Here is a 22,451-nt window from a genome sequence, read left to right on the forward strand (position 1 = left end):
GCCAAGATCGCGGCGATCCACGACGAGGACCTGCTGGCCGAGCTGGAAGCGGCCCGGGGCGGATTCCTGTTCGGGGTCATCGTCGAGCACATCGCCCACCGCCAGGCCCTGCGCGACGCCGAGCGGGCCGAGACGAGCCGCAAGCAGGACGTCCGCGCCGCCATGGGGCGCGACCAGCGCCGGCGCGACGCGGTCCGGATGGTGATCGAGGCCGAGCCCGTCACCCCGGACACGATCCAGCACATCCATTCCGTGCTGGCGCTCTGCGGGCTGCCCTACCGCGACCCCGGCGACACCCGGGAGTTCTTCCGGGAATACGGCCGCAACACGCTGAGCATCCTGGCCGGGCGGCTGAAGAACCCGTCGACCGGCCAGATGGAGCTGCAGGGCCTGCCCTACGGCCCGAAAGCCCGGCTGGTGCTGCTGCACCTCTGCACCGAGGCGGTGCGCCAGCGCAGCCCCACGGTCGAGGTCGCCGACAGCCTGTCGGGCTTCATGCGCGAGATGGGCTTCGCCGTCACCGGCGGCGAGCGCGGCACCATCCGGCAGTTCAAGGAGCAGCTGCACCGGCTCGCCGCCTGCACGATGCAGATCGGCCTCTGGGACGGGCAGTCGCGCTCCTCGACCATCACCATGCCGCCGTTCCGCCAGCTCGACCTCTGGCGCGTCGGCGGCCAGGACGGCCTCGCCTGGTCGAAGACGGTGCAGTTCCACCAGGATTTCTACGACAACCTGGTCCAGCACGCCCTGCCGGTCGACATCCGGGCCGCCCGCGCCTTCTCGGGCTCGGCGCGCAAGCTCGACCTGCTGTTCTGGATCGGCTACCGGCTGCGCAGCCTGCAGCGCCCGCTGCGCCTGAGCTGGGACACGGTCCACCGGCAGTTCGGCGCCGACAACGCCTCCCTGCGCAGCTTCCGCCAGGCGTTCAAGGCCGACGTGGCCCACGTCAAGGAGGTGTTTCCGAAGCTGCCGATCAGCCTCGACGAGGCCGGCCTGCAGCTGCTGCCGACCGATCCCGGCTCCCTGCTGGTGCCGCCGAAACCCGCCCGCCGCAAGGCGTCCGCCGCGGGGGCAGGGGCGGCCTGAGGCGGCCGGACACCCATCCGGTCGCGCCGCTCTCGTCGACCCCTCCGCGCGTCATCGCCTCTGTCTCGCCGCGGACGCGGGAAGCAAGCGATCACGCGCAGGGGTTCGACACCGTCGCGGGACATGAACGGCTGTCTGCTGCGTTGATGGAATGTTTCGAATTCATTCTGGAAACGCCCGGCGCTGTGCCGGCCCTTGTCAATCCGCCCTGCTTCCCCAGGCGGGAGGGAAGGTCGAGCGCGGAATGGCCGTTCATGGTGGATCGCGCGGGAATGGCTCGCTGGCGGGCTTGCACTCTCGTGGAATATTCTTATTCTATAAGTTCCATTTCCCGATGCCGACATCTTTGGGAATATGGAATATTCCAAAGAGGGCGACATGTTCCTGTCAGAGGCGGAGGCCGAGGCCCGGCTGGACGATCTGCGGCGCCAGCGCGCCGCCCTCGACCGGGCCATCGCCGAGCACGAGCTCTACCTCGACCTCGGCCGCCGACTGGCCCGGCCGGGCCAGTCGGCGGCCGCTTCGGACCCGGCGCCGGGCCAGCCTGCCGCGCCGCCGCACCGGGACACCGTTCCGGCGCCGCAGGCCTGGGCGGAGCCTCCGCGGACCCCGTCCGCTCCGCGGTCCGCGCCTGACTCCCGCGCCGAGCCGGCCCGTCCGGAGGTCGCCCCGCCCGAGCCCGCAGTGCCGGCCGGCGCCGCGGCGCGCCGGGAGGGCCGCCGGCTGATCGAGACGGCGGAGGAGATCCTGGCCGCCGCCGGGCGGCCGATGCACGCCGCCGAGATCTGGGAGCAGCTCGCCGCCCGCGGCCTGACCCTGCCCGGCCACGATCCCGTGGCGGCCCTCAACACCCGGCTGTGGAAGCGCGCCCAGGGCGGCGCGGTGTTCCGGCGCCTCGGCGACGCGGTCTACGGTCTCGCCTCCTGAACCCGGCATCGATGCCGGCTGCCGCGCTGCTGAATGGCGTTCGATGCTGTTCGCGCATCGACCCATTCAGCCTTTGACTTGGACCTTCCGCCCGGAACCCCCCAGGCTCCCGTCCCGAAAACCCCTGCGGGAATGCGGGGGCGCGAACAAGACGCCGTCGCGGCCCCCTGTCGGGCCCCGGGAGGAGACCCATGAGCGCAGTCCTCGGCCTGTCGGCCGTGAAGCGGAGCCGCATCCGCCTCGTCATCCTGGCGATGCTGTTCATCGCCACGGCGATCAACTACGCCGACCGGGCGACCATCGCCATCGCCGGGCCGGCGATGGCCAAGGAGCTCGGCTTCGACGCCGTGACCATGGGCTACGTCTTCTCGGCCTTCGCCTGGTCCTACGTCCTCGCCCAGCTCCCCGGCGGCTGGCTCCTCGACCGCTACGGCGTGAAGTGGGTCTACGCCGCGGCGATCTTCCTGTGGTCGGCCTTCACGCTGATGCAGGGCGCGGTCGGCTTCTTCTCCGGCTTCGCCGCGGTGGCGGTGCTGTTCTCCCTGCGCCTGGCGGTGGGCCTCGCCGAGGCGCCGGTCTTCCCGGCCAATGCCCGCATCACCGCGGCCTGGTTCCCGGCGAACGAGCGCGGCATGGCCTCGGCCTTCTTCAACTCGGCCCAGTACTTCGCCACCGTGCTGTTCGCCCCGCTCATGGGCTGGATCGTCCACGCCTTCGGCTGGCACCACGTCTTCACGATGATGGGCGCGCTCGGCATCGCCTTCGCGCTGCTCTGGACCCAGGTGGTGCACGGGCCGCGGGAGCACCCCGCGATCAACCCGGCCGAGCGGACGTTCCTCGAGGACAACGGCGCCCTGATGGACATGGACGGGCGCCCGGCCGAGACCGCGACCCGCGCCGGCCGCACCCTGCGCCAGCTCCTCTCCGAGCGGATGCTGCTCGGCATCTATGTCGGCCAGTACTGCATCAACACGCTGACCTACTTCTTCCTCACCTGGTTCCCGGTCTACCTCGTCAAGGAGCGGGGCCTGTCGATCCTCCAGGCCGGCTTCGCCGCCACCCTGCCGGCCCTGTGCGGGTTCCTGGGCGGCATCCTCGGCGGCGTGATCTCGGACCAGCTCCTGCGCCGCGGCTACTCGCTGACCGCCGCCCGCAAGATCCCGATCGTGTCGGGCATGCTGCTGTCGATGGCGATCATCGGCTGCAACTACGTCCAGGCGGACGCCCTCGTGGTCGGCCTGATGGCGCTCGCCTTCTTCGGCAAGGGCATCGGGGCGCTCGGCTGGGCGGTGGTCTCGGACACCTCGCCCAAGGAGTCCGGCGGCCTGAGCGGCGGCCTGTTCAACACCTTCGGCAACCTCGCGGGCATCACCACGCCGATCGTCATCGGCTACATCGTGCAGCAGACCGGCTCGTTCAGCGGCGCCCTGGTGTTCGTCGGCCTCAACGCCCTGGTGGCGGGCCTGTGCTACCTCGTGGTGGTCGGCGAGATCCGCCGGGTCGAGCTGCGGCCGTGACGCCTTGGCGAGGGTGAGCCGCCACCCCGAGCCCCCGCGGGGCCGGGACGTGATCCGCCTCCTCGTCGTCCTCGTCGTCGCCCTCGCGGTCCTCCGCGGGGGCGCCGCCGTTCTGGGGCACGGCCGCGCGCCGCGACCGAAACCCCACGACATCCTTATGCCGCCGCCGTCCGGCCCGCATCGATCCCCTACGGCGTCCCGGGCAGGGTGAGGCCGCGGCCACGGACGGCCGCGCGAACCCGATCCTCACCCATGTCGCACCCCGTGGACATCGCCGCGCCGGTCCCCGCTCCGGCCCGGCTCCCCCTGGACTTCGTCGTCGGCCAGAGCGCCGAGGGTCACTGGCTCGCCGTCGAGACGCACGGCCTCGCCGGCGGCATCTTCCGCAGCCGCCGGGACGCGCTGACCTACGCCGCCGCCGAGACCGGCCGGCGGCCCGACGCGGTGCGCCTCGCCAGCACCCCCCTGGCCCTCACCCCGTGACGCCCGCGCTCCCGCCCCGCCGCCGGCCCGGCGGCGCGCTCACCGCCCTCGTCACGCCGTTCGCGGCGGGGGGCGCCCGGCTCGACGAGCGGGCGCTCGGCGACCTCGCCGCCTGGCAGGTCGCGCACGGCACCGAAGGCCTCGTGGTCGGCGGCGCCACCGGCGAGGCGCCGACCCTGACGGAGGCGGAGCGCGACCGGGCGCTCCGCGTCGTCCTCGAGGCCGCGTCCGGGCGGGTTCCGGTCGTCGCCGGCACCGGCACCAACTGCACCCGCACCAGCGTCGCCCTGGCCCGGGCGGCCGCCGCCGCCGGGGCCGATGCCGCCCTGGTGGTCGCGCCGTACTACAACCGCCCGATGCAGGAGGGCCTCGTCCGGCACTTCGCCGTGATCGCCGCGGCGACCGACCTGCCGCTGCTGCTCGACGCCGTCCCGGCCCGCACCGGGATCGACCTCGCGCCGGAGACCCTGGCCCGGCTCGCCGCCCTGCCGGGGATCGTCGGGATCAGGGACGCCACCGGCGACCTCGCCCGGATCGAGCGGACCGAGCGGGCGGCCGGCCCGGGCTTCCTTCAGCTCTCGGGCGACGACGCCACCGCCGCCGCCTTCACCGCGCTGGGCGGGCAGGGCTGCGTCTCGGTCGTCGCCAATCTGGTGCCGGGGCCTTGCGCCGCCCTGCAGCGCGCTGCCCGGGCCGGCGACCACGCCCGCGCCCGGGCGATCCAGGCCGGCCTGGCGCCGCTGATCGCGGCTCTGTCCCGCGAGACCGACCCGGGCCCGGTCAAGCTCGCCCTCGCGCTCCTGCGCCCCGGCCTCGCCCCGGACCTGCGCCTGCCCCTGGTGCGGCCGCGTCCGGAGACGGAGGCGGCGATCGCGGCGGCGCTCGCGGCGCTCGACGCCTCCGTCCCGGCCGGGGCCGCCGCGTGACGGTCTCCGCGGACGAGGCCCTGCGGGATCCGGCCGGGGCAGCGGACCGAGGGGGATTTCGGGACCTTCGGGGTCGGGCGCATGGGGCTGGATGCCCTGCGAGGAAGGCGTTCCGCTCCTCGCGCCGCAGGCACCCGCTCGATCGAGCGCGCGTCCCACGACCGACCTCGACATCGTGCGGTGTCCGGAATGATAAGTCCGGACACCGCACTATATGCTAAATTAAAACAGTTCGAAATTTGCTTTCGATGCAGCATCTTATATTGATGATTTAAGATAAAATTGGAGAATTATCCCGATAATGATCCTGATGTCATGCTATTGTGCAGGAAATATGAGAGATGTTCGCTCGTTCGCGCGTGTTGAATATCGATTAAAATGCGCAAAATTGCAATATATATTTTGCATATAACGGTAATATCGTGTTTGTTTTGATTTAATTAATGGCATCATTTCCCTGCAATCCGGAAAGAGCGAGAAAACGCGCGACATCGAGGATGCGGGAGGACGCCGAGATGATCCTGGGAATGCCGATCGAGCAGACCACCGAGCGGTACGAGTCGCGCAGCGCCCAGCGCGAGCGCACGGCGACGGTCGTGGCCGTCTCGCCGCTCGAGGCGGATTCGCCCGAGCGGGTGACGAAGCGCATGAACCGGATCGCTGCCGCCGAGGCGGCCCGGCCCGCGCCCGCCGCCAGCACCGCGATGGCGCTGGAGCGCATCCTGGGGCGCAGCGACCTGATGAGCGTGAACTACCTCGAGATCGGGCTGCGCGCGGCCCGCTGCGTCGGGCGCGTCACGATCCGCCAGCGCAACGGGACCGTGCTCGGCTACGGGTCGGGCTTCACGATTTCCCCGCGCCTCTTCATCACCAACCACCACGTTCTCGGCGAGGCCGCCGTGGCGGCGACGAGCCGCGTCGAGTTCAACTACCAGGAGGATGCGGGCGGCAGGCTTCTGGCCTCCGTCAGCGTCGGCCTGGAGCCGGACGCCTTCTTCCTGACCGATCCGGGCCTGGACTTCACCATCGTGGCCCTGGCCGAGCAGTCGATCGACGGCACCAAGCTCGGTGATTTCTTCTGGCTGCCACTGATCGAGGAGGAAGGAAAGGTCCTTTGCGAGGAGTATGTCAACATCATCCAGCATCCGAACGGGGAGCCGAAGCAGCTCGCGCTGCGCGAGAACAAGATTACGGAAATGTTTCCGAATTTCATACAATACAAGACGGACACGGCGCCCGGCTCATCCGGATCGCCGGTGTTCAACGACCAGTGGGAGGTCGTGGCCCTGCATCATTCCGGGGTTCCCGAGCGGGACGGGCAGGGGCGGATGCTGACCCGGGACGGGACGGTGTGGACCGAGGAGATGGGCGAGCATCGCATCGCCTGGAAGGCCAACGAGGGCGTGCGGGTCAGCCGGATCGTGGGCGCGATCCGGGCGGCCCGGCTCGGCCCCGACCAGGACCGGCTGCGCCAGCCGATCCTCGACGGAAAGGAGCCCGGCTCGCCGTCCGCTCCGCCGGCGGACGGACCGGGATCGGACCGGGAGGTCCGGAGCGGGCCGGGACCGAAGGATCCGGCGTCGACGCCGCTTCAGGCTGCCGTCAGCGAGGACGGCACCGCCACCTGGACGATCCCGCTCCAGGTCAGCGTGCGGCTGGGGACCGGGGGGATGCCGGCGCAGGCCCGCGGGGGCGACGGTGCCGCGACGGCGCAGCCTCTCCCGCCACGCCCCGCCGCACTGCCGGTGCCGGACGCGGCGGACGGTGCGCCGGCGGCCGCGCCGTCCCCCGAGCTGCAGGAGGCGTTGCGCGAGGTCGAGCGCGCCCGCGGGCGCACCTACTACGACGCGGCGCAGGATGCCGCGCGCCGCGAGGCCTACTACGACGAGGTCGATGCGCATGTGAGCCCGGGCACCCTGTACCGGCAGCTGAGCCGGCTGGTGGACGCCACGCACAGGACGCGGCTGCCGTACAAGCCGATGACGCACCTGTATCCGTGGGTCGACCTCCATCCCGACCTGAAGCTGCGGAGCATCTATTCCGGCAAGCCGTTCGAGGCCGAGGAGCTGATCCGCGAGGATGCCCGCGTCGCGGCCGAGCGCAGCCGCATGGTCGAGCGGATGCGCACCGTCCTCGCCGCCGCGGCCCTGCCCTCCGAGCAGATGGAGGCGACCCTCGACACCCTCGAGGCGAGCCTCCCGTACAATTGCGAGCACGTCGTCCCGCAATCCTGGTTCGGCAAGGCGGAGCCGATGCGGGGCGACCTCCATCACCTCTTCGCCTGCGAATCCGGCTGCAACTCGTTCCGCGGCAACATTCCGTACTTCGACTTCCCCGATTTCGAGGAGGCGGTTCGCGGCGAGTGCGGCAAGCGCGAGCAGGGCGGCTTCGAGCCGGCGAACGGCAAGGGGGCGGTCGCGCGGGCGACGCTCTACTTCCTGCTGCGCTATCCGGGCGAGATCGACGGCACCCCGAAGGAGTACCGGCCCGAGAGCATCCGGACGCTCCTCGCGTGGCACGCCGCCAAGCCGCCCTCGCCGTACGAGCGGCACCGCAACGCCGCCATCGAGGAGATGCAGGGCAACCGCAATCCGCTCATCGACCATCCGGAATGGGCTTCGCGCATCGACTTCGCGGCGGGTCTCGGCTGAGGGGCGGGCAAGGCCCGTCCGCGGCGGCGAGGGATCCCCGGATCCCTCAATCCGCCGCCCGCATCCGGTAGCCCACCCCGGTCTCGGTCAGGATGTAGCGCGGGCGCTCGGGCTCGGGCTCGAGCTTCTGGCGCAGCTGGCGCACGTAGACCCGGAGATATTGCGGGTCGGCGGCCGTACCCCAGACCTCGCGCAGGAGGTGGGCGTGGGTGAGCACCTTGCCGGCATGGTGCACGAGGAGGCGCAGCACGTCGTACTCCTTGGGCGAGAGCTTCACCTCGCGCTCGCCCACCCGGACGATCCGGCGCACCAGGTCGACCGAGAGGTCGCCGGCCCGGAAGACCGGGCGCTCGCCGCCGACCGCGAGCTGGTGGCGGAGCGCCGTCCGCATCCGGGCCAGAAGCTCGTTCATGCCGAACGGCTTGGTGACGTAGTCGTCCGCCCCGAGGTCGAGGGCCTCGACCTTGCCGGCCTCCTCGTCGCGGCTCGACAGCACGATCACCGGCAGGTCGGGCTTGCGCGCGCGGATCTGCGCCAGCAGCGCGTGGCCGGCGATGTCCGGCAGGCCGAGATCGAGGATCGCGAGGGCGAAGGACTCCTGCTCCAGCAGCGCCAGGGCGGTCCGGCCGTTCTGCGCCTCCACGACCTCGTAGTCCTGGCTGCCGAGGCCCACGCGCAGGAGCCGGCGGATCGGCGGCTCGTCGTCGATCACCAGGATGCGAGGAGACTGGCTCACGCGGCGTCCTCCAGGGCGGCCCGGGGCACCGGCAGGGTCAGGGTGAAGGCGGCCCCCGAGCGGTCGCCCCGGTTGCGCGCCGTGATCCGCCCGCCCATCGCCTCGACGAAGCCGCGGGAGATCGCGAGACCCAGGCCTGTCCCGGCCCGGACCCGGTCGCTCTTGCGCACCCGGTAGAAGGTGTCGAAGATCCGCTCCTCGTCGCCCGCCGGGATGCCCTCGCCCTCGTCGAGGATCCGCAGGCGCACGGCGCCGCCCTCGCGCCGGGCTTCCCGCCGAGATTCCTCCCGCCAGGCCTCGATCCGCACCAGGCTGCCCTCGGGGGCGTACTTGGCGGCGTTGTCGAGGAGGTTGAACAGGACCTGCTCCATCAGCACCGCGTCGAGGCGCAGGGGCGGCAGGCCGGGCCCGAGGGCCAGCTCGACCCGGTGACGGGAGAGGATCTTGCCGGCCCGCTCCAGCGCCGTCGCGACGATCTCCGCGAGGTCGTGCGGGGCGAGGTTCGGCGACAGAGCGCCGGATTCGAGCCTCGTCATGTCGAGCAGGTTGGCGATGAAGCGGTTCAGGCGCTCGGCCTCGTCGACGATGGTCGCGAGGAGTTCGCCTTGCGCCCCCGGAGTCAGGGCGGGGCCGAGGTCGCGCAGGGTCGTGGCGGAGCCCAGCACCGCGGCGAGCGGCGTCTTGAGGTCGTGCGAGAGCGACGACAGCAGCGCCTGGCGCAGGCGGTCGGCCTCGGCCGAGCGCCGGGCCCGGTCGAGGTCCTCGACGAGGTGGACGCGCTCGATGGCGAGCGCCCCCTGGTCGGCGAGCGCGTCGAGGAGCCGGCGCTGGTCGGGGGTGAGGAGCGGCCCCGGCTTGTCGCCGTCGAGCCCCACCACCCCGACCATGCCGCGGCCGGTGCGCAAGGGGAGGAACAGGCGTTTCGCCCCCGGCAGGGTGTCGGCGCCCCGTCCCGCCGGGCGGCCGTGGTCGAAGGTCCACTTGGCCGCCGCGAGGTCGGCCTCGTCGAGGGCGTCCTCCGGCGGGTAGCCGGCCATCACCGCGACGCTGCCGCCGTCCGGCAGCAGCAGCACCACCCGCAGGCGCAGCATCAGGGCGATCTGGTAGGCGGTGGCCCACAGCACGTCGTCGAGGGTGCCGCAGCTCGCGAGCTTGCGCGAGAAGCCGTAGAGCGCCTCGGTCGCCCGGGTGCGCGCCCGCGAGATCGTCGCGTCGGCCCGGGCCCGCGCCGCGAGGTTCGACACCACCACCGCCACCAGGGTGAAGAAGAACAGGGCGACGACGTTGGTGGGATCGGCGATCGTGAAGGTGTAGAGCGGCGGCAGGAAGAAGAAGTTGTAGGCGAGCGAGGCGGCCACCACCGCGGCGAGCGACGGTCCGAGGCCGAAGCGCACCGCCACCGCCACCACGGCGGTGAGGAAGGCGAGGTCGGTGCTCTCGTGGCCGAGGGCGGATTGCAGCACGAGGCCCAGGGCCAGCGCGGCGGCGACGGCCGCGAGCGCGGCGGCGTAGGGTAGGGCGCTGGGCCTCGGCGGGGCTGCGGTGCGCACGCCCCTGTGCGGCGCGGGCGCGCCGGCGATCTCCTCGCCCGCCACGACGTGCACGCTGATCGAGCCGGAGCGGCGCAGGAGGTCGTGAACCACGGAGCCGTGCAGGAGCTCGAACCAGCGCGAGCGCGTCGACTTGCCGATCACCACGTGGGTGACGTTGTGCTCGCGGGCGAACCCCACCACGTCGTCGGCGATGCGGCCCTGGCTCGGCAGGGTCGCGGTCTCGGCCCCCAGCCGCTCGGCGAGCCGCAGGGTGTCGGCGATGCGGTCGCGCTCGGCCTCGCTCAGGCCGGCGCTGCGCCGCCCCTCGACCGTGAGCGCGGTGAACGGCGCCCGCAGCCGGTCGGCGAGGCGCTTGGCGTAGCGCACGAGGCCCGCCGCGCGCGGGTCCTCGCTGACGCAGACCAGCACCCGCTCGCCCGCCGCCCAGGGGCCGGGAATTGCGTGGGCCCGCATGTGGGTGACGAGCTGGTCGTCGACCTGCTGGGCGGTGCGGCGCAAGGCGAGCTCGCGCAGCGCCGTGAGGTTGCCGGGGGAGAAGTAGTGCCTCAGCGCCCGCTCGGCCTGGCGCGGCAGGTAGACCTTGCCCTCGCGCAGGCGCCGGATCAGGTCGTCGGGGGAGAGGTCGATCACCTCGATGTCGTCGGCCCGGTCGAGGACCCCGTCCGGCACCGTCTCGCGCACCCGGATCCGGGTGATCTGGGCCACGACGTCGTTCAGGCTCTCGACGTGCTGGATGTTGAGGGTCGTGTAGACGTCGATGCCGGCCTGGAGCAGCTCCTCGACGTCGAGGTAGCGCTTCGGGTGGCGCGAGCCCGGGGCGTTGGTGTGGGCGAGCTCGTCGACCAGCGCCAGCCGGGGTTTTCGCGCGAGGAGCCCGTCGAGGTCCATCTCGGCGAGGCTGCCGCCGCCATACGGGACGGTGTGGCGCGCCAGCACCTCGAGCCCGGCGACCAGGGCCTCGGTCTCGGGCCGGCCGTGGGTCTCGACCACGCCCACCACCACGTCGACGCCCTCGCGCTGCCTGGCATGCGCCGTGGTCAGCATCTCGTAGGTCTTGCCGACCCCCGGCGCCGCCCCGAGGAAGATCTTCAGGCGCCCGCGCCCGGGCGCCTCCCGGCGCGCCTGCGCCAGGAGGGCGTCGGGCGAGGGCCTGTGGCCCTCGCGTGAGGGCCTGTTGTCCCTCATCGGGCCTGTTGCGCGTCGAGGGCGCGGTTGAGGGCGAGCACGTTGACCCGGCGCTCGCCGAGGAAGCCGAGGCTCGGCTCCCGCACCTGCCCGGCGACCAGGGCGCGCACGGAATCCTCGGACAGGCCGCGGGCCTTCGCGACCCGGGGCACCTGGAACAGGGCGGCCTCGGGCGAGACGTCCGGGTCGAGGCCGGAGCCCGACGTGGTGACGAGGTCCTGCGGCACCGGGTCGGCGGGGTTCTCGGCCTTGAGGGCGGCGATGTCGGCCTTCACCCGGTCTATCAGGGCCGGGTTGGTCGGCCCCAGGTTGGCACCGCCGGAATTGGCGGCGTTGTAGGGCGCCGGGACGGTTTTGGCGGCGTCGACGGGATCGGGCGCCACGGTGGCCGAGGGGCGGCCGTGAAAGTAGCGCGCGCTCGCGAAGGCCTGGCCGATGAGGGCGGAGCCGACGAGGGTGCCGTCGGATCCACGGACCAGGCTTCCCTCGGCTTGCGCCGGGAAGAGCGCGCCGGCGAGGCCCGTCATGGCGAGCGGGTAGGCGAGGCCGGTGACGAGGGTCAGGCCGGTGAGGAGCACGAGGGTGGGGCGGAGGTGCCGGAGCATGGCGGTGTTCTCGTTCGAGCCGGATTTTGTCAGGCGAGGTGGAGGGCGCTCACGGCGAGGTCGATCAGCTTGATGCCGGCGAACGGCACCAGGATCCCGCCGAGACCATAGATCAGGAGGTTGCGCCGCAGCAACGCGGCGGCGCCGACGGCGCGGTAGCGCACGCCCCGCAGGGCCAGCGGGATCAGCGCCACGATGATGAGCGCGTTGAAGATGATCGCCGACAGGATGGCGCTCTGGGGCGAGGCGAGCCCCATCACGTTGAGGGCCTGGAGCTGGGGGTAGAGCCCGACGAACATCGCCGGGATGATGGCGAAGTACTTCGCCACGTCGTTGGCGATCGAGAAGGTGGTGAGGGCGCCGCGGGTCATCAGCAGCTGCTTGCCGATCTCGACGATCTCGATGAGCTTGGTCGGGTCGGAATCGAGGTCGACCATGTTGCCGGCCTCGCGGGCCGCCACCGTGCCGGTGTTCATTGCCACGCCGACATCGGCCTGTGCCAGCGCCGGCGCGTCGTTGGTGCCGTCGCCGCACATCGCCACGAGCTTGCCGTGCGCCTGCTCGCGCCGGATCAGCGCCAGCTTGTCCTCGGGCGTGGCCTGGGCGAGGAAGTCGTCGACGCCGGCCTCCGCGGCGATGGCGGCGGCGGTCATCGGGTTGTCGCCGGTGATCATCACCGTGCGGATGCCCATGCGGCGCAGCTCCGCGAAGCGCTCCCGGATCCCGCCCTTGACGATGTCCTTCAGGTGGACGACGCCCAGCAGCTTGCCGTCGCGGGCGACCGCCAGCGGCGTGCCGCCGGCCTTGGCGATCTCCTCGGCAATGGCCCGGACCTCCTGGGCCGCCGCCGGATCGAGGCGGGGCTGAAGCACCCGGGCGGTGGCGCCCGCACCGACGAGGGCCGGGGCGGCCTCCAGGCTCGCGATCACCGCCTCGACCGCCCCTTTGCGGATCGACGACCCGTCGAGGTCGATGCCCGACATCCTGGACTGCGCGGTGAAGGGCACGAAGGTGGCGTTCAGGCTGCCCATGTCGCGGGCACGGATCCCGTGCGCCTCCTTGGCCAGCACCACGATCGAGCGGCCCTCCGGGGTCTCGTCGGCCAGCGAGGCGAGCTGGGCCGCGTCGGCCAGCATCCCGGCGGTGACGCCGCGCACCGGGCGGAACTCGGTGGCCTGGCGGTTGCCGAGCGTGATCGTTCCGGTCTTGTCGAGGAGCAGCGTGTCGACGTCGCCCGCCGCCTCGACGGCGCGGCCGGACATGGCGAGCACGTTGAAGCGCACCAGCCGGTCCATGCCGGCGATGCCGATCGCCGAGAGCAGCGCCCCGATCGTGGTCGGGATCAGGGTGACGAAGAGCGCCACCAGCACGGCGAGCGGAATCGCGCCGCCGGCATACGAGGCGAAGCTCGGGATCGAGCCGACCGCGAACACGAACACGATGGTGAGGCCGGAAAGCAGGATGTTGAGGGCGATCTCGTTGGGTGTCTTCTGCCGGGCGGCGCCCTCGACGAGGGCGATCATCCGGTCGATGAAGGTCGAGCCGGCCGCCGCGGTGATCCGCACCCGGATCCAGTCGGAGAGCACCTGCGTGCCGCCGGTCACCGCCGAGCGGTCGCCGCCGGATTCGCGGATCACGGGGGCGGACTCGCCCGTGATCGCCGCCTCGTTGACCGAGGCGATGCCCTCGATCACCTCGCCGTCCGACGGGATCACGTCGCCGGCCTCGACCAGCACCACGTCGCCGACCTTGAGGCCGGCACCCGGCACGGTCTCGTAATGGTGGCCCGGCCCGCCGATGCCGGCGGCGGGGCCGGTGAGCAGCTTCGCCGTGGTCTCGGTGCGGGTGCGGCGCAGGGACTCGGCCTGGGCCTTGCCGCGCCCTTCCGCCACCGCCTCGGCGAAGTTGGCGAACAGCACCGTGAACCACAGCCAGAGGATGATCTGGCCGGTGAAGGCCAGATTCTGGCCGCCGGTGACGAGGTCGCGGATGAAGAGGATCGTGGTGAAGGCCGCCACGACCTCGACCACGAACATCACGGGGTTCTTCACCATCTGGCGCGGATCGAGCTTCGTGACCGCACCGATGAGCGCCGGCCCGATCAGGCCGGCGCCGAGGCGGGAGGGTTTCTGGGACTGGGCCATGATCCTGGGATCCGGATGAGGCAAAAATTTCAGGGGAGGGCGATGCCGGCGGCAGCGCCCGGGATGTGTCGCGGCTGGTCCAGGTTGGACGACGGTCTTTCCATCCTCCGGGTCATTCCGGGGCCGCGAAGCGGAGCCCGGAGTGCCGAAGGCACGCCCAGAACCGCAGGTGTTTCCGAAGAGAGTGGAGCGCGTTCAGCTTCGCCCTGGACTGCCTGCGGTTCCGGATCATGGGCTCTCGCCTTCGGCGAGCCCCGGAATGACCCGGAAGATGTCAGGTCCGTGCGCGGGTTCCCTTCGTCATCGTCACGGCCCGAGCGCCGCGCTGCCGAGCATGATCGCCGCCCAGATCGCGCCGGTGCCGAGGAGCGCGAGGCCAGTGAGCGCCAGGACGATGTCGCAGGGGCGGAGCGCCGAGCGGTCGGGAAGCGGGCCGGAGCGCGGCCGGTGCCGGGACAGGCCCCGGCGGATGCGGGTGGCGCGAGCAGTGGCCATGGTCAGCCCCCCGCCGCGAAGGTCTGGCCCGCCGCCCCGGCCAGGTGCTCGACGATCGGCCCGAGCGCGAGCGACGGGAAGAAGGTCAGGCCGCCGACGATCAGGATCACCCCGACGAGGAGGCCGACGAACAGGCCGCCATCGGTCGGGAAGGTGCCGGCGGAGGCGGGCACGGTCTTCTTGGCGGCCAGCGACCCTGCGATCGCCAGCGCCGGGATGATGACGAAGAACCGGCCGACCAGCATGCCGGCCCCGAGCGTCAGGTTGTAGTACGGGGTGTTGCCCGTGAGGCCCGCGAAGGCCGAGCCGTTGTTCGCCGCCGCCGAGGTGAAGGCGTAGAGGATCTCCGAGAAGCCGTGCGGCCCCGCGTTCGCGGGTCCAGCAAGGCCCGCCGGCAGCACGGTGGCGAGCGCCGTGAGGCCCAGCATCATCAGCGGCAGGCACAGGATGGCGAGCATCGCCATCTTGACCTCCCGGGCCTCGATCTTCTTGCCGAGGTATTCCGGGGTGCGCCCGACCATCAGCCCGGCGACGAAGATCGCCACCACCACGAAGACCAGCATGCCGTAGAGCCCGGCGCCGACGCCGCCGACGATGATCTCGCCGAGCTGCATGTTGACGAGCGGGATCAGGCCACCGAGTGCCGTGAAGGCATCGTGCATGGCGTTGACGGCGCCGCAGGAGGCGGCCGTCGTCACCACCGCGAACAGGGCCGAGCCGGGAATGCCGAAGCGGACTTCCTTGCCCTCGAGGTTGCCGCCCTGGAGCCCGAGGGCGTTCAAGAGCGGGTTGCCGGCGCCCTCCGCCGCGTAGGTGATCGCGACGCCGGCCAGGAACAGCGCCCCCATCGCGGCGAGGATCGCCCAGCCCTGGCGCTCGTCCCCAACCATGCGGCCGAACACGTTGGTGAGCGCCGCACCGAGCGCGAAGATCGACACCATCTGGATCAGGTTCGACCACGCGGTCGGGTTCTCGAACGGGTGCGCGGCGTTGGCGTTGAAGAAGCCGCCGCCGTTGGTGCCGAGCATCTTGATCGCGACCTGGCTCGCCACGGGGCCGAGCGCGATCGTCTGCTTGCCGCCTTCCAGCGTCGTCGCCTCGGCGTAGGGGGCGAGCGTCTGCGGCACGCCCTGCCAGACCAGGAACAGGGCGTAGACGATGCAGAGCGGCAGCAGCACGTAGAGGGTGCAGCGGGTGAGATCGACCCAGAACGAGCCCACCGTGCGGGCCGAGGCCCGCGAGAAGCCGCGGATCAGCGCCACGGCGAGCGCGATGCCGGTCCCCGCCGAGAGGAAGTTCTGGTGCGTCAGCCCCAGCATCTGCGACAGGTAGGACAGGGTGCTCTCGCCGCCGTAGTTCTGCCAGTTGGTGTTGGTGACGAAGCTGACCGCGGTGTTGAAGGCGAGGTCCGGCGCCACCGCGCCCTGGCCGGCGGGGTTGAGCGGCAGGAGCGCCTGCAGCCGCAGGAGGCCGTAGAGCAGCACGAAGCCGGCGGCGTGGAAGACCAGCATGGCGCCCGCGTAAGCGAGCCAGTGCTGCTCGTGCGCCTCGTCGATGCCGGCGAGGCGGTAGAGGCCGCGCTCGACCGGGCGCAGCAGGGGCGAGAGCGGGGTGCGGGCACCCGTGAAGACCCGGGTCATGTAGAGGCCGAGGGGCTTCACCAGCGCGAGGACGATCGCGCAGAACAGCGCGATCTGGAGCCAGCCTGTGACGGTCATGGGCCTGCTCCTCAGAACCGTTCGGGCCGCACGAGGGCGTAGGCGAGGTAGGCGAGCAGCCCGAGCGTCATGAGGCCGCCGAGCCCGTAATCGAGGGTCATCGCGGGCCTCCTCACAGGCGTTCGCACAAGGAGACGTAGCCGAGCGACAGGGCGAAGAAGCCCAGGCCGGCCGCCAGCATCACGAGATCGAACATCTTTGTCCCCGTCGGGCGGCGCGAGGGGCGCCGCGTCGGATCGGACCGCTGAAAGCCGCGGTCCCGACCTGCGAGATCCTCCCGATCGCGTAGGGATTCGAGAGGGGCGCGGGGCGCGCGATGTTAAGGCGGCATAAAGAGCGGCCGGTTCAGGGGCGCCGGGCGGCCCGGACCGCCTCCTGCAACCCGGCGCAGGCACGGGCGAGGCCGCAGCCATCGGGCGCGCCGGCCTCGCGGCACGCGTCCCGCAGCGCCCGGCCGTCGACCTGCAGCACGCAGGTCATGCCGTTCAGGAAGCCGTGGACGGAGAAGCCGCAAAGCCGGCAGGCGGCGCGCACCCGGCAGAGTGCCGGCCGCGCCCCGTCGCCCGGGGCCCCGGCGCGGCGAAGAGCTCCGGTCGCCGCGGCGCGTGCGAGCCGGTCGTGAACCCCATCCATCGCGCTTGCTCCCGGGCGATGCCACTCACCGGGGTCTTTGCGATCGGCGACGGGGGAAAACGATGCGGCCGGCCGGGCCGCGATATCAGGATTTCATCAACGCGGGCGGGGGCGGGCCCGCGTCGGATCCGGCATTCGCCCCCTGCAGGTTTCGCAGGAGTGGCGGCCGGCTTTCGCGACAAGAGCCTGCTCAGGCGGCCAGGAGCTGCCCGCCCTTCTCGGCGATGACGTCCCGCACCTTGCCGGAGAAGATCCCGAGCAGCAGCGGCAGGCGGACCTCGACGGTGACGGCCTCGTTCTCGACCGCGACGGTGCCGTCGACCCTCTGGCCCAGGGCGCCGACCAGGAACGAGAGCGTGTCCCCGTCCCAGGACGGATCGTCCATGGTGAGGCCGGCCTTCTGCACGAGGTCCCGGCCCTGCCCGAGGCGGGCGTCGATGCGCCGGCGCGCCTCGGCACGGCCGAGCTGGTGGGGGATCACGACGACCAGGGGCTTCGCCATCACCATCTCCGCAACCCGCCGCGCCCGATCCAGGGCCGGCTCCGGGCATGACGTTCGGCTCCGCCGAATCATCCATGGTCGAAATTCACCATGACGCAGAGGATTTCAATCGATGGCGTGCACGGAGGGCCGAGACGCGTCGAGGCGCGGGCGTTGCGGCGGGGCGCTGTCCAAGCCGGCCGGTCTGGCGTAGAGGGACGCCGGGGCGCGGAGGCGCCCCGCGAGCGGAGGCCGGTCTTCAGCGTGATCGAGCGGGGAATCTTTGGCGCCGTCGCCGTGTGCATCGCGGCCACGGCCGCCCTGTGGCTGCTGGCGATGCCGGACGAGCCGGTCCGGGCGCTGCAGGACGGCCTCGGCGCGGCGGCGCTCGCCACCTTCCTCGCGGGCGCGGCCGCCCGGCCCCCGGCGGAGTGAGGGCGGGGCGGTGCCGCCGGTCGTCGCGCGCCTGCTGCGCTGGCTCACCGCCGGCCTCGTCGCCGTCGCGGTGCTCTGGATCGCCTTCCACCTGCGCTGAGACGCGTCGCGCAAGGCGGCGCGGGCTCCCGCAACGGCAGGTGTCGCCCCGGCGCGGCGGTGCTGCTAAGCTGGAGCGCCCGAATCCGGACATCCCCGATGCGTCTCTCCCTCGCCTCCCTGCTGCTCCTCGGCGCGCTCGCCGTCCCGGCCCACGCCCAGACGACCGCCCCGACCCCGAACCCGTTCGGCCCCGGCGCGGCGAAGCCGACCCAGGCGCCGCCGCCGAACCCGCCCGCCATCCCGGCCAAGCCCGCGGCCCAGGTGCCCGCCAATTCCGCGCCCGCCAATTCCGCGCCTGCCAGTCCGGCGCCCGCCGGCCAGCACGCCCCGGCCGCCGGCGTGATCTATCCCACCGCCATCGCGCCCAAATACGCCAAGGAGCCGGCCGGCACCGCCCGCCAGCACACCTGCCTCGACCAGTACAACGCCAACAAGGCGGCCGGCGGCGCCGGCAACGGCGGCCTGAACTGGATCGAGAAGGGCGGCGGCTACTACTCGGAGTGCAACAAGCGGCTGAAGGGCTGACGCCCGCAGGGCGACGCTGAAGCGTCGCCCCGTCAGGCCCGCGCCGGTCCCGGGGCCGGCCGCGCCGTCAGGGCGAGGGCGAGGCCGAGCCCCGCGGCGGCGAGGCCCGCCAGCACCGCCCAGGCCGGCCAGGCGGCCCCGGCTCCCTCGGCGAGCGCCGCCTGGTAGGCCTCGATCGCCCAGGCGTTGGGGGTGAGCCAGCCGAGGCTCTGGAGCCAGGGCGGCATCAGGAAGCGCGGCACCATGCTGCCGCCAACCGCCGAGAGCAGCAGCACCCCGAAGGTCGCGGCGAGGTGGGCCTGCTGGCGGGTGCGCGCCGCCGCGCAGGCGGCGAGCCCCAAGCCCGCCGCCATGGCGGCGACCAGCACCCCGGTGACGAGCCAGGCCCCGAAATACGGCCCGACCGAGACGCCGTAGATCAGCGCCGCCGCCCCGAAGATCAGCGCCCCTTGCGCGGTGCCCTGGAGCACCAGGAACAGGAACTTGCCGAGCACCACCACCGGCAGGCCGCCGGGGGCGGCGGCGAGGCGATCGGCGATGCCGGACTGGCGCTCCTCGACCAGGGACAGGGCGCCCTGCATGGCGGCGAAGAGCAGGAACACCGCCGCGATCGCCCCGGCATAGTAGGCGACGCGGGCGCTGCCGCCGTCCCGGCCGTTAGGGCCGCCCTCCGCCGTCGAGCTCCGGGCCACCAGGGCCGTGAAGGAGAAGGCCTCGCGCTTCTCGCGGCTCTCCGCGAAGGCCTTGTCGAGGAAGGCGCGCTCGTCCGGGCCGATCTTGCCGGTGCGCTCGACGTCTGCGACGACCCGCGACAGCACCACGTCGGGCAGGGCCTCGTTGAGCACCCGCTGCACCTGGCCCAGCGCGATCGGAGTGGCCAGCGCCCGGGCCGGGCTCTCGACGACGAGGATCGGCGCGTCGCCCGCGTCGCGGCCGGCCGCGAGGTCGCCGCGCAGCACCAGGGCCACGTCGACCTCGCCCCGGCGCACCGCCGTCACGGGGTCGCCCTGCAGGAGGGTCGTGCGCAGGGCCGGGTCGGCCTGCAGGGCCGCCACGAGGCGCCCGGTCGTCGCGGTGCGGGCCTGGTCGAGGAGGCCGACCTGGATGCGGATGCGCTCGCCGACGGCGCCGGAGAAGATCGCCGCGAAGACGCAGAAGATCACGGTCGGCAGCACGAAGGCCATCACCAGGGCGGCCCGGTCGCGCCAGAGGGTGAGCAGCATCACCCGGAAGGCGGCGGCGATCATGCCAGGGTCTCCACGGGCGCCCGGAGGGCGTCTGGCGCGGCCTCCGTCGCCGTCACGTCGCGGTAGAGCACGTCGAGGCCCGGCTCGCGCACCCGGATCTCCCGCACCGGCACGCCGTGGCGGCGCAGATGCCCGAGCAGCGCGACGCCGTCCCGCCCGCCCGCCACGGCGTCGGCGGCGCGCCAGGTGAGGGGCGAGGCCGGGTGGAAGCCCGCCTCGCGCAAGGCCGCGGCGGCGGCCGGTCCGGCGGACTCGGCGAGCGCCACCTCGTGCTCCGGCGGGCCGGCCCGCAGGCCGGCCAGCAGCTCGGCGAGGCGCCCGTCGAGGCGGAGGCGGCCGCCCTGCAGGATCACCACCCGGTCGGCCAGGCGCTCGGCCTCGGCGAAGTCGTGGGTGGCGACCAGCAGCGCGGCGCCAGCGGCGGGCAGGCGCTCGAGCACCGCGTGGATCGCCGCCCGGGCGGCCTGGTCGACCCCTTGCGTCGGCTCGTCGAGGAGCACCAGGGCGGGCTCGCCGAGGAGGGCCACCGCGATGTTGGCCCGGCGCTGGTAGCCGCCGGAGAGCACGCCGACGAGGCGGCCGGCGACCTCGCCGAGGCCGGCCCGCTCGAGGGCGCGGGCCACCGCCGGCCCCCGCGTGGCGCGGGGCAGGCCCGAGAGGCGGGCGAAGACCTCGAGGTTCTCCCGCACGGTGAGGCGCGGGTAGAGGGCGATCTCCTGCGGCACCCAGGCGATGGCGCGCCGGACCGCGGGCTCGCGCCCCGGATCGCCCCCCGCCACCCGGACGCTGCCCCGGTCCGGGACGAGGCGCCCGGCGAGCAGCCGCATCAGCGAGGTCTTGCCCGCCCCGTTGGGGCCGAGGAGCGCCACGGTCTCGGCCCGCGCCAGGGCGAGGTCGACCCCGTCGAGGACCGCATGGTTCCGGTAGGAGAAGGCGAGGTCGCGGACGGTGGCCGCCGGATCGGGGATCATGCCGCCACCACAGCAGAGCTTTGCGGCATTCCCGGGGAGAGCCGCCTTCCGGGGGAGGGCCATCGCTCCGGGGATGCTACCGGGCCGCAACGGCGCGGGTGAGCCGCACCCGCAGGGCGGTCCCCGGCTCAGGCAAGCGGAAGGCGGCGGCGGCGAAGTCCGGGCGGCCGCGGCGGCCGGCGCCGTTCGAGAAGCCGTAGGGCTCGGTCGGCAGGCCGAGCGGGGTGCGGCCGAGCCGGCCGTCGCCGTCGAGGTCCTGGAAGGCCGCGACCGCGTAGGTGCCGGGCGGCACGTCGGCGAAGCCGAAGCGCAGGCTCGGGCCCGCGGCCGGGCCGCTCTGGCCGATGCGGCAGGCCTCCTCGGCCAGCGACCCGGTGCAGAGGGCGACGAAGACGCGGCCGGCCCCCGGCTCGACCCCGTCGACCTCGATCGTGAGGCCCGCCGCGACGGCCGGGCCGGACAGGCTCAAGGCCGCCGCGACGGCGAGGAGGAGGCGCCTCACGAGGCCTCTCCGAGGCTCGGGGCGGCCTTGAGCGGCCTCCCGCGGGCCGGGACCGGCTGCCGGGCCAGGTCCTCGGCCATCAGGCGCGCGGTGATGCGGGCGCCCTCGTAGATCACCGGCAGGCCGGAGCCCGGATGGGTGCCGCCGCCGACGAGGTAGAGCCCGGGCCCGAAGCGGTTGTGGGGCCGGAAGTAGAGCATCTGCCCGAGGTCGTGGGAGAGGTTGAAGGTCGCGCCCTCGTGCACCGCGAACTCGTCGCGCCACTGGGTCGGGTCGACCACGCGCTCGTAGCGGATGCGCGACTCGATGTCGTGGAGCCCGAGCTTCTCCAGCCGCTTGAGCACCAGGGCGCGGTAGGACGGGCCCACCGTCGCCCAGTCGATCCCGGCGCGCAGGTTCGGCACCGGCACCAGCACGTAGAGGCTGGTGTGTCCCGGAGGCGCCATGCCGCCGTCGGTGTAGCCGGCGTGCTGGACGTAGATCGAGGGCTGCATCGGCAGCACCCCGTCGGAGACCTCGCGGATGTTGCGGGCGTAGTCCTCCGACAGGAGGATGGTGTGGTGGCCGAGGCTCTCCGGCATCCGCCCCTCGATGCCGAGGTAGAGCATGTAGGTCGAGCAGGAGAGGCGGGCCTTCGCCACCTTGGCGTCGCGCCAGCGCGGCCGGCGCGCCTCGGGCACGATCTCGGGCACGACCTTGGCGAAGTCGCCGTTGATGACGACCGCGTCGGCGGCGATGCGCTCGCCCCCGGCCTCGACCTCCACCGCGCGCTTGCCCTCGAACAGCACCCGGTCGACGCTCGTGCCGAGCTTGATCTCGACGCCGAGCCGGCGGGCGAGGCCGGCCATGGCTTCCGACACCGCGCCGCAGCCGCCCACCGGGTGGTAGACCCCGTGCTCGTACTCAAGGAAGCTCAGGATGGTGAACAGGCTCGGGCACCGGAACGGCGACATCCCGAGATACTTGGTCTGGAACGAGAAGGCGAGGCGGACCCGCGGGTCCTTGAAGTAGCGCTTCAGGTCCCGGTCGACGGTGGCGTGCGGGCGCAGGAGCGGCAGGGCCGCCAGCATCGCCGGCGAGGCGAAGCTGCGCAGCGAATCGCAGGCCTGCTGCAGCACCGGGATGAAGGCCGCGAGCTTGTTGCGGTTGTCGTCGAGGAAGCGGCGGACGTTCTTCGCGTCGTCCGGTGCGATGCGGGCGATCTCGGCCTCGAGCCGCTCCACGTCCGGCGTCGCCCGGACCTCGCCGCCGCCCTCGAAGACGAGGTGGTACTGGGGATCGAGCCGCTCGAGGGTGAGGTGGTCCTCCAGGCGCTCGCCGCAGGACTCGAAGATGTCGGCCAGGATGCGCGGATAGAGGAAGAAGGTCGGCCCGATGTCGAACCGGTAGCCGCCCGGCGCCGTCACCGTGCGGGTGCGCCCGCCGACGCTCTCCTCCTTCTCGATCACCGTCACCTGCACGCCGTCGCGGGCGAGCAGCAGCGCCACCGCGAGGCCCCCCGGCCCCGCCCCGGTCTCTTATACCCATCT

The 22,451-nt window shown here is 72.8% G+C and carries 20 protein-coding genes and 1 pseudogene; 8 read left to right on the forward strand and 13 right to left on the reverse strand.

Annotated features, from left to right (window positions below):
• The 6 genes from VQ02_RS27245 to VQ02_RS27270 all read left to right on the forward strand — a co-directional run.
• Positions 1 to 1,086, forward strand: a 1,086-nt coding sequence (locus VQ02_RS27245; protein ID WP_063838520.1) for a replication protein RepA, incomplete at its 5' end; no start/stop codon positions are given.
• A 378-nt stretch (positions 1,087 to 1,464) separates the two neighbouring features.
• On the forward strand, positions 1,465 to 2,013 hold the full coding sequence (locus tag VQ02_RS27250) for a winged helix-turn-helix domain-containing protein (RefSeq protein ID WP_048447383.1): 549 nt from the start codon (positions 1,465 to 1,467) through the stop codon (positions 2,011 to 2,013).
• Positions 2,014 to 2,204: 191 nt separating this feature from the next.
• The gene (locus VQ02_RS27255; RefSeq protein ID WP_048447384.1) at positions 2,205 to 3,530 is read left to right on the forward strand and encodes an MFS transporter; all 1,326 of its coding nucleotides are present in this window, start codon (positions 2,205 to 2,207) and stop codon (positions 3,528 to 3,530) included.
• A gap of 252 nt (positions 3,531 to 3,782) precedes the next feature.
• Positions 3,783 to 4,013 carry a hypothetical protein gene (locus VQ02_RS27260; protein ID WP_048447385.1) on the forward strand — a complete coding sequence of 77 codons (231 nt, stop codon included), beginning with the start codon at positions 3,783 to 3,785 and terminating at the stop codon, positions 4,011 to 4,013.
• On the forward strand, positions 4,010 to 4,939 hold the full coding sequence (dapA, locus tag VQ02_RS27265) for a 4-hydroxy-tetrahydrodipicolinate synthase (protein WP_048447386.1): 930 nt from the start codon (positions 4,010 to 4,012) through the stop codon (positions 4,937 to 4,939). Before VQ02_RS27260 ends, dapA begins: the two co-directional genes overlap by 4 nt.
• A 515-nt stretch (positions 4,940 to 5,454) precedes the next feature.
• Positions 5,455 to 7,590, forward strand: coding sequence for an endonuclease (locus VQ02_RS27270; protein WP_083469485.1), 2,136 nt, complete (start codon positions 5,455 to 5,457; stop codon positions 7,588 to 7,590).
• 46 nt (positions 7,591 to 7,636) lie between these two features.
• Here VQ02_RS27270 and VQ02_RS27275 read toward each other — a convergent pair whose 3' ends face one another.
• The 9 genes from VQ02_RS27275 to VQ02_RS27310 form a co-directional block, all read right to left on the reverse strand.
• Positions 7,637 to 8,326, reverse strand: a complete 690-nt coding sequence (locus tag VQ02_RS27275; RefSeq protein WP_048447388.1) for a response regulator transcription factor — start codon at positions 8,324 to 8,326, stop codon at positions 7,637 to 7,639.
• Entirely contained in the window at positions 8,323 to 11,064 is a 2,742-nt protein-coding gene (locus VQ02_RS27280; RefSeq protein ID WP_048447389.1) for a sensor histidine kinase, read from the reverse strand. The genes VQ02_RS27275 and VQ02_RS27280 overlap by 4 nt, the downstream gene beginning before the upstream one ends.
• The gene (locus tag VQ02_RS27285; protein ID WP_048447390.1) at positions 11,061 to 11,669 is read right to left on the reverse strand and encodes a K(+)-transporting ATPase subunit C; all 609 of its coding nucleotides are present in this window, start codon (positions 11,667 to 11,669) and stop codon (positions 11,061 to 11,063) included. The genes VQ02_RS27280 and VQ02_RS27285 overlap by 4 nt, the downstream gene beginning before the upstream one ends.
• A 29-nt stretch (positions 11,670 to 11,698) precedes the next feature.
• Positions 11,699 to 13,813, reverse strand: coding sequence for a potassium-transporting ATPase subunit KdpB (gene kdpB, locus VQ02_RS27290; protein ID WP_048447391.1), 2,115 nt, complete (start codon positions 13,811 to 13,813; stop codon positions 11,699 to 11,701).
• 306 nt (positions 13,814 to 14,119) lie between these two features.
• Complete coding sequence (locus VQ02_RS27295; protein ID WP_048447392.1) at positions 14,120 to 14,308, reverse strand: hypothetical protein; 189 nt, start codon at positions 14,306 to 14,308, stop codon at positions 14,120 to 14,122.
• A 2-nt stretch (positions 14,309 to 14,310) separates the two neighbouring features.
• Positions 14,311 to 16,026 (reverse strand): potassium-transporting ATPase subunit KdpA, encoded by a 1,716-nt coding sequence (gene kdpA / locus VQ02_RS27300; RefSeq protein ID WP_048447393.1) that lies wholly within the window; start codon positions 16,024 to 16,026, stop codon positions 14,311 to 14,313.
• An 11-nt stretch (positions 16,027 to 16,037) separates the two neighbouring features.
• Positions 16,038 to 16,127, reverse strand: coding sequence for a K(+)-transporting ATPase subunit F (locus VQ02_RS35190; protein WP_099905332.1), 90 nt, complete (start codon positions 16,125 to 16,127; stop codon positions 16,038 to 16,040).
• 244 nt (positions 16,128 to 16,371) lie between these two features.
• Positions 16,372 to 16,659, reverse strand: a complete 288-nt coding sequence (locus VQ02_RS27305; RefSeq protein ID WP_048447394.1) for a hypothetical protein — start codon at positions 16,657 to 16,659, stop codon at positions 16,372 to 16,374.
• A 190-nt stretch (positions 16,660 to 16,849) separates the two neighbouring features.
• Positions 16,850 to 17,161, reverse strand: a complete 312-nt coding sequence (locus tag VQ02_RS27310) for a polyhydroxyalkanoic acid system family protein (RefSeq protein ID WP_048447395.1) — start codon at positions 17,159 to 17,161, stop codon at positions 16,850 to 16,852.
• Between the two features lie 243 nt (positions 17,162 to 17,404).
• Here VQ02_RS27310 and VQ02_RS38405 point away from each other — a divergent pair, with 243 nt between their 5' ends.
• Together VQ02_RS38405 and VQ02_RS27315 are read left to right on the forward strand one after the other, a co-directional pair.
• On the forward strand, positions 17,405 to 17,575 hold the full coding sequence (locus VQ02_RS38405) for a hypothetical protein (RefSeq protein ID WP_167350800.1): 171 nt from the start codon (positions 17,405 to 17,407) through the stop codon (positions 17,573 to 17,575).
• A 198-nt stretch (positions 17,576 to 17,773) separates the two neighbouring features.
• Positions 17,774 to 18,202, forward strand: coding sequence for a hypothetical protein (locus tag VQ02_RS27315; protein WP_048447396.1), 429 nt, complete (start codon positions 17,774 to 17,776; stop codon positions 18,200 to 18,202).
• Between the two features lie 32 nt (positions 18,203 to 18,234).
• Here VQ02_RS27315 and VQ02_RS27320 read toward each other — a convergent pair whose 3' ends face one another.
• The 4 genes and pseudogenes from VQ02_RS27320 to crtI form a co-directional block, all read right to left on the reverse strand.
• On the reverse strand, positions 18,235 to 19,449 hold the full coding sequence (locus VQ02_RS27320) for an ABC transporter permease (protein WP_048447397.1): 1,215 nt from the start codon (positions 19,447 to 19,449) through the stop codon (positions 18,235 to 18,237).
• A complete protein-coding gene (locus VQ02_RS27325; RefSeq protein WP_048447398.1) occupies positions 19,446 to 20,420 on the reverse strand; it encodes an ABC transporter ATP-binding protein in 975 nt (324 codons plus the stop codon). Before VQ02_RS27325 ends, VQ02_RS27320 begins: the two co-directional genes overlap by 4 nt.
• Positions 20,421 to 20,496: 76 nt before the next feature.
• Positions 20,497 to 20,922, reverse strand: coding sequence for a DUF2141 domain-containing protein (locus VQ02_RS27330; RefSeq protein WP_048447399.1), 426 nt, complete (start codon positions 20,920 to 20,922; stop codon positions 20,497 to 20,499).
• Positions 20,919 to 22,433: pseudogene (crtI, locus tag VQ02_RS27335) on the reverse strand (phytoene desaturase family protein); the annotation flags it as partial. The pseudogene crtI and the gene VQ02_RS27330, both read right to left, overlap by 4 nt.
• Positions 22,434 to 22,451: the final 18 nt, after the last annotated feature.

The organism is Methylobacterium variabile (assembly GCF_001043975.1).
Lineage (GTDB): Bacteria > Pseudomonadota > Alphaproteobacteria > Rhizobiales > Beijerinckiaceae > Methylobacterium > Methylobacterium variabile.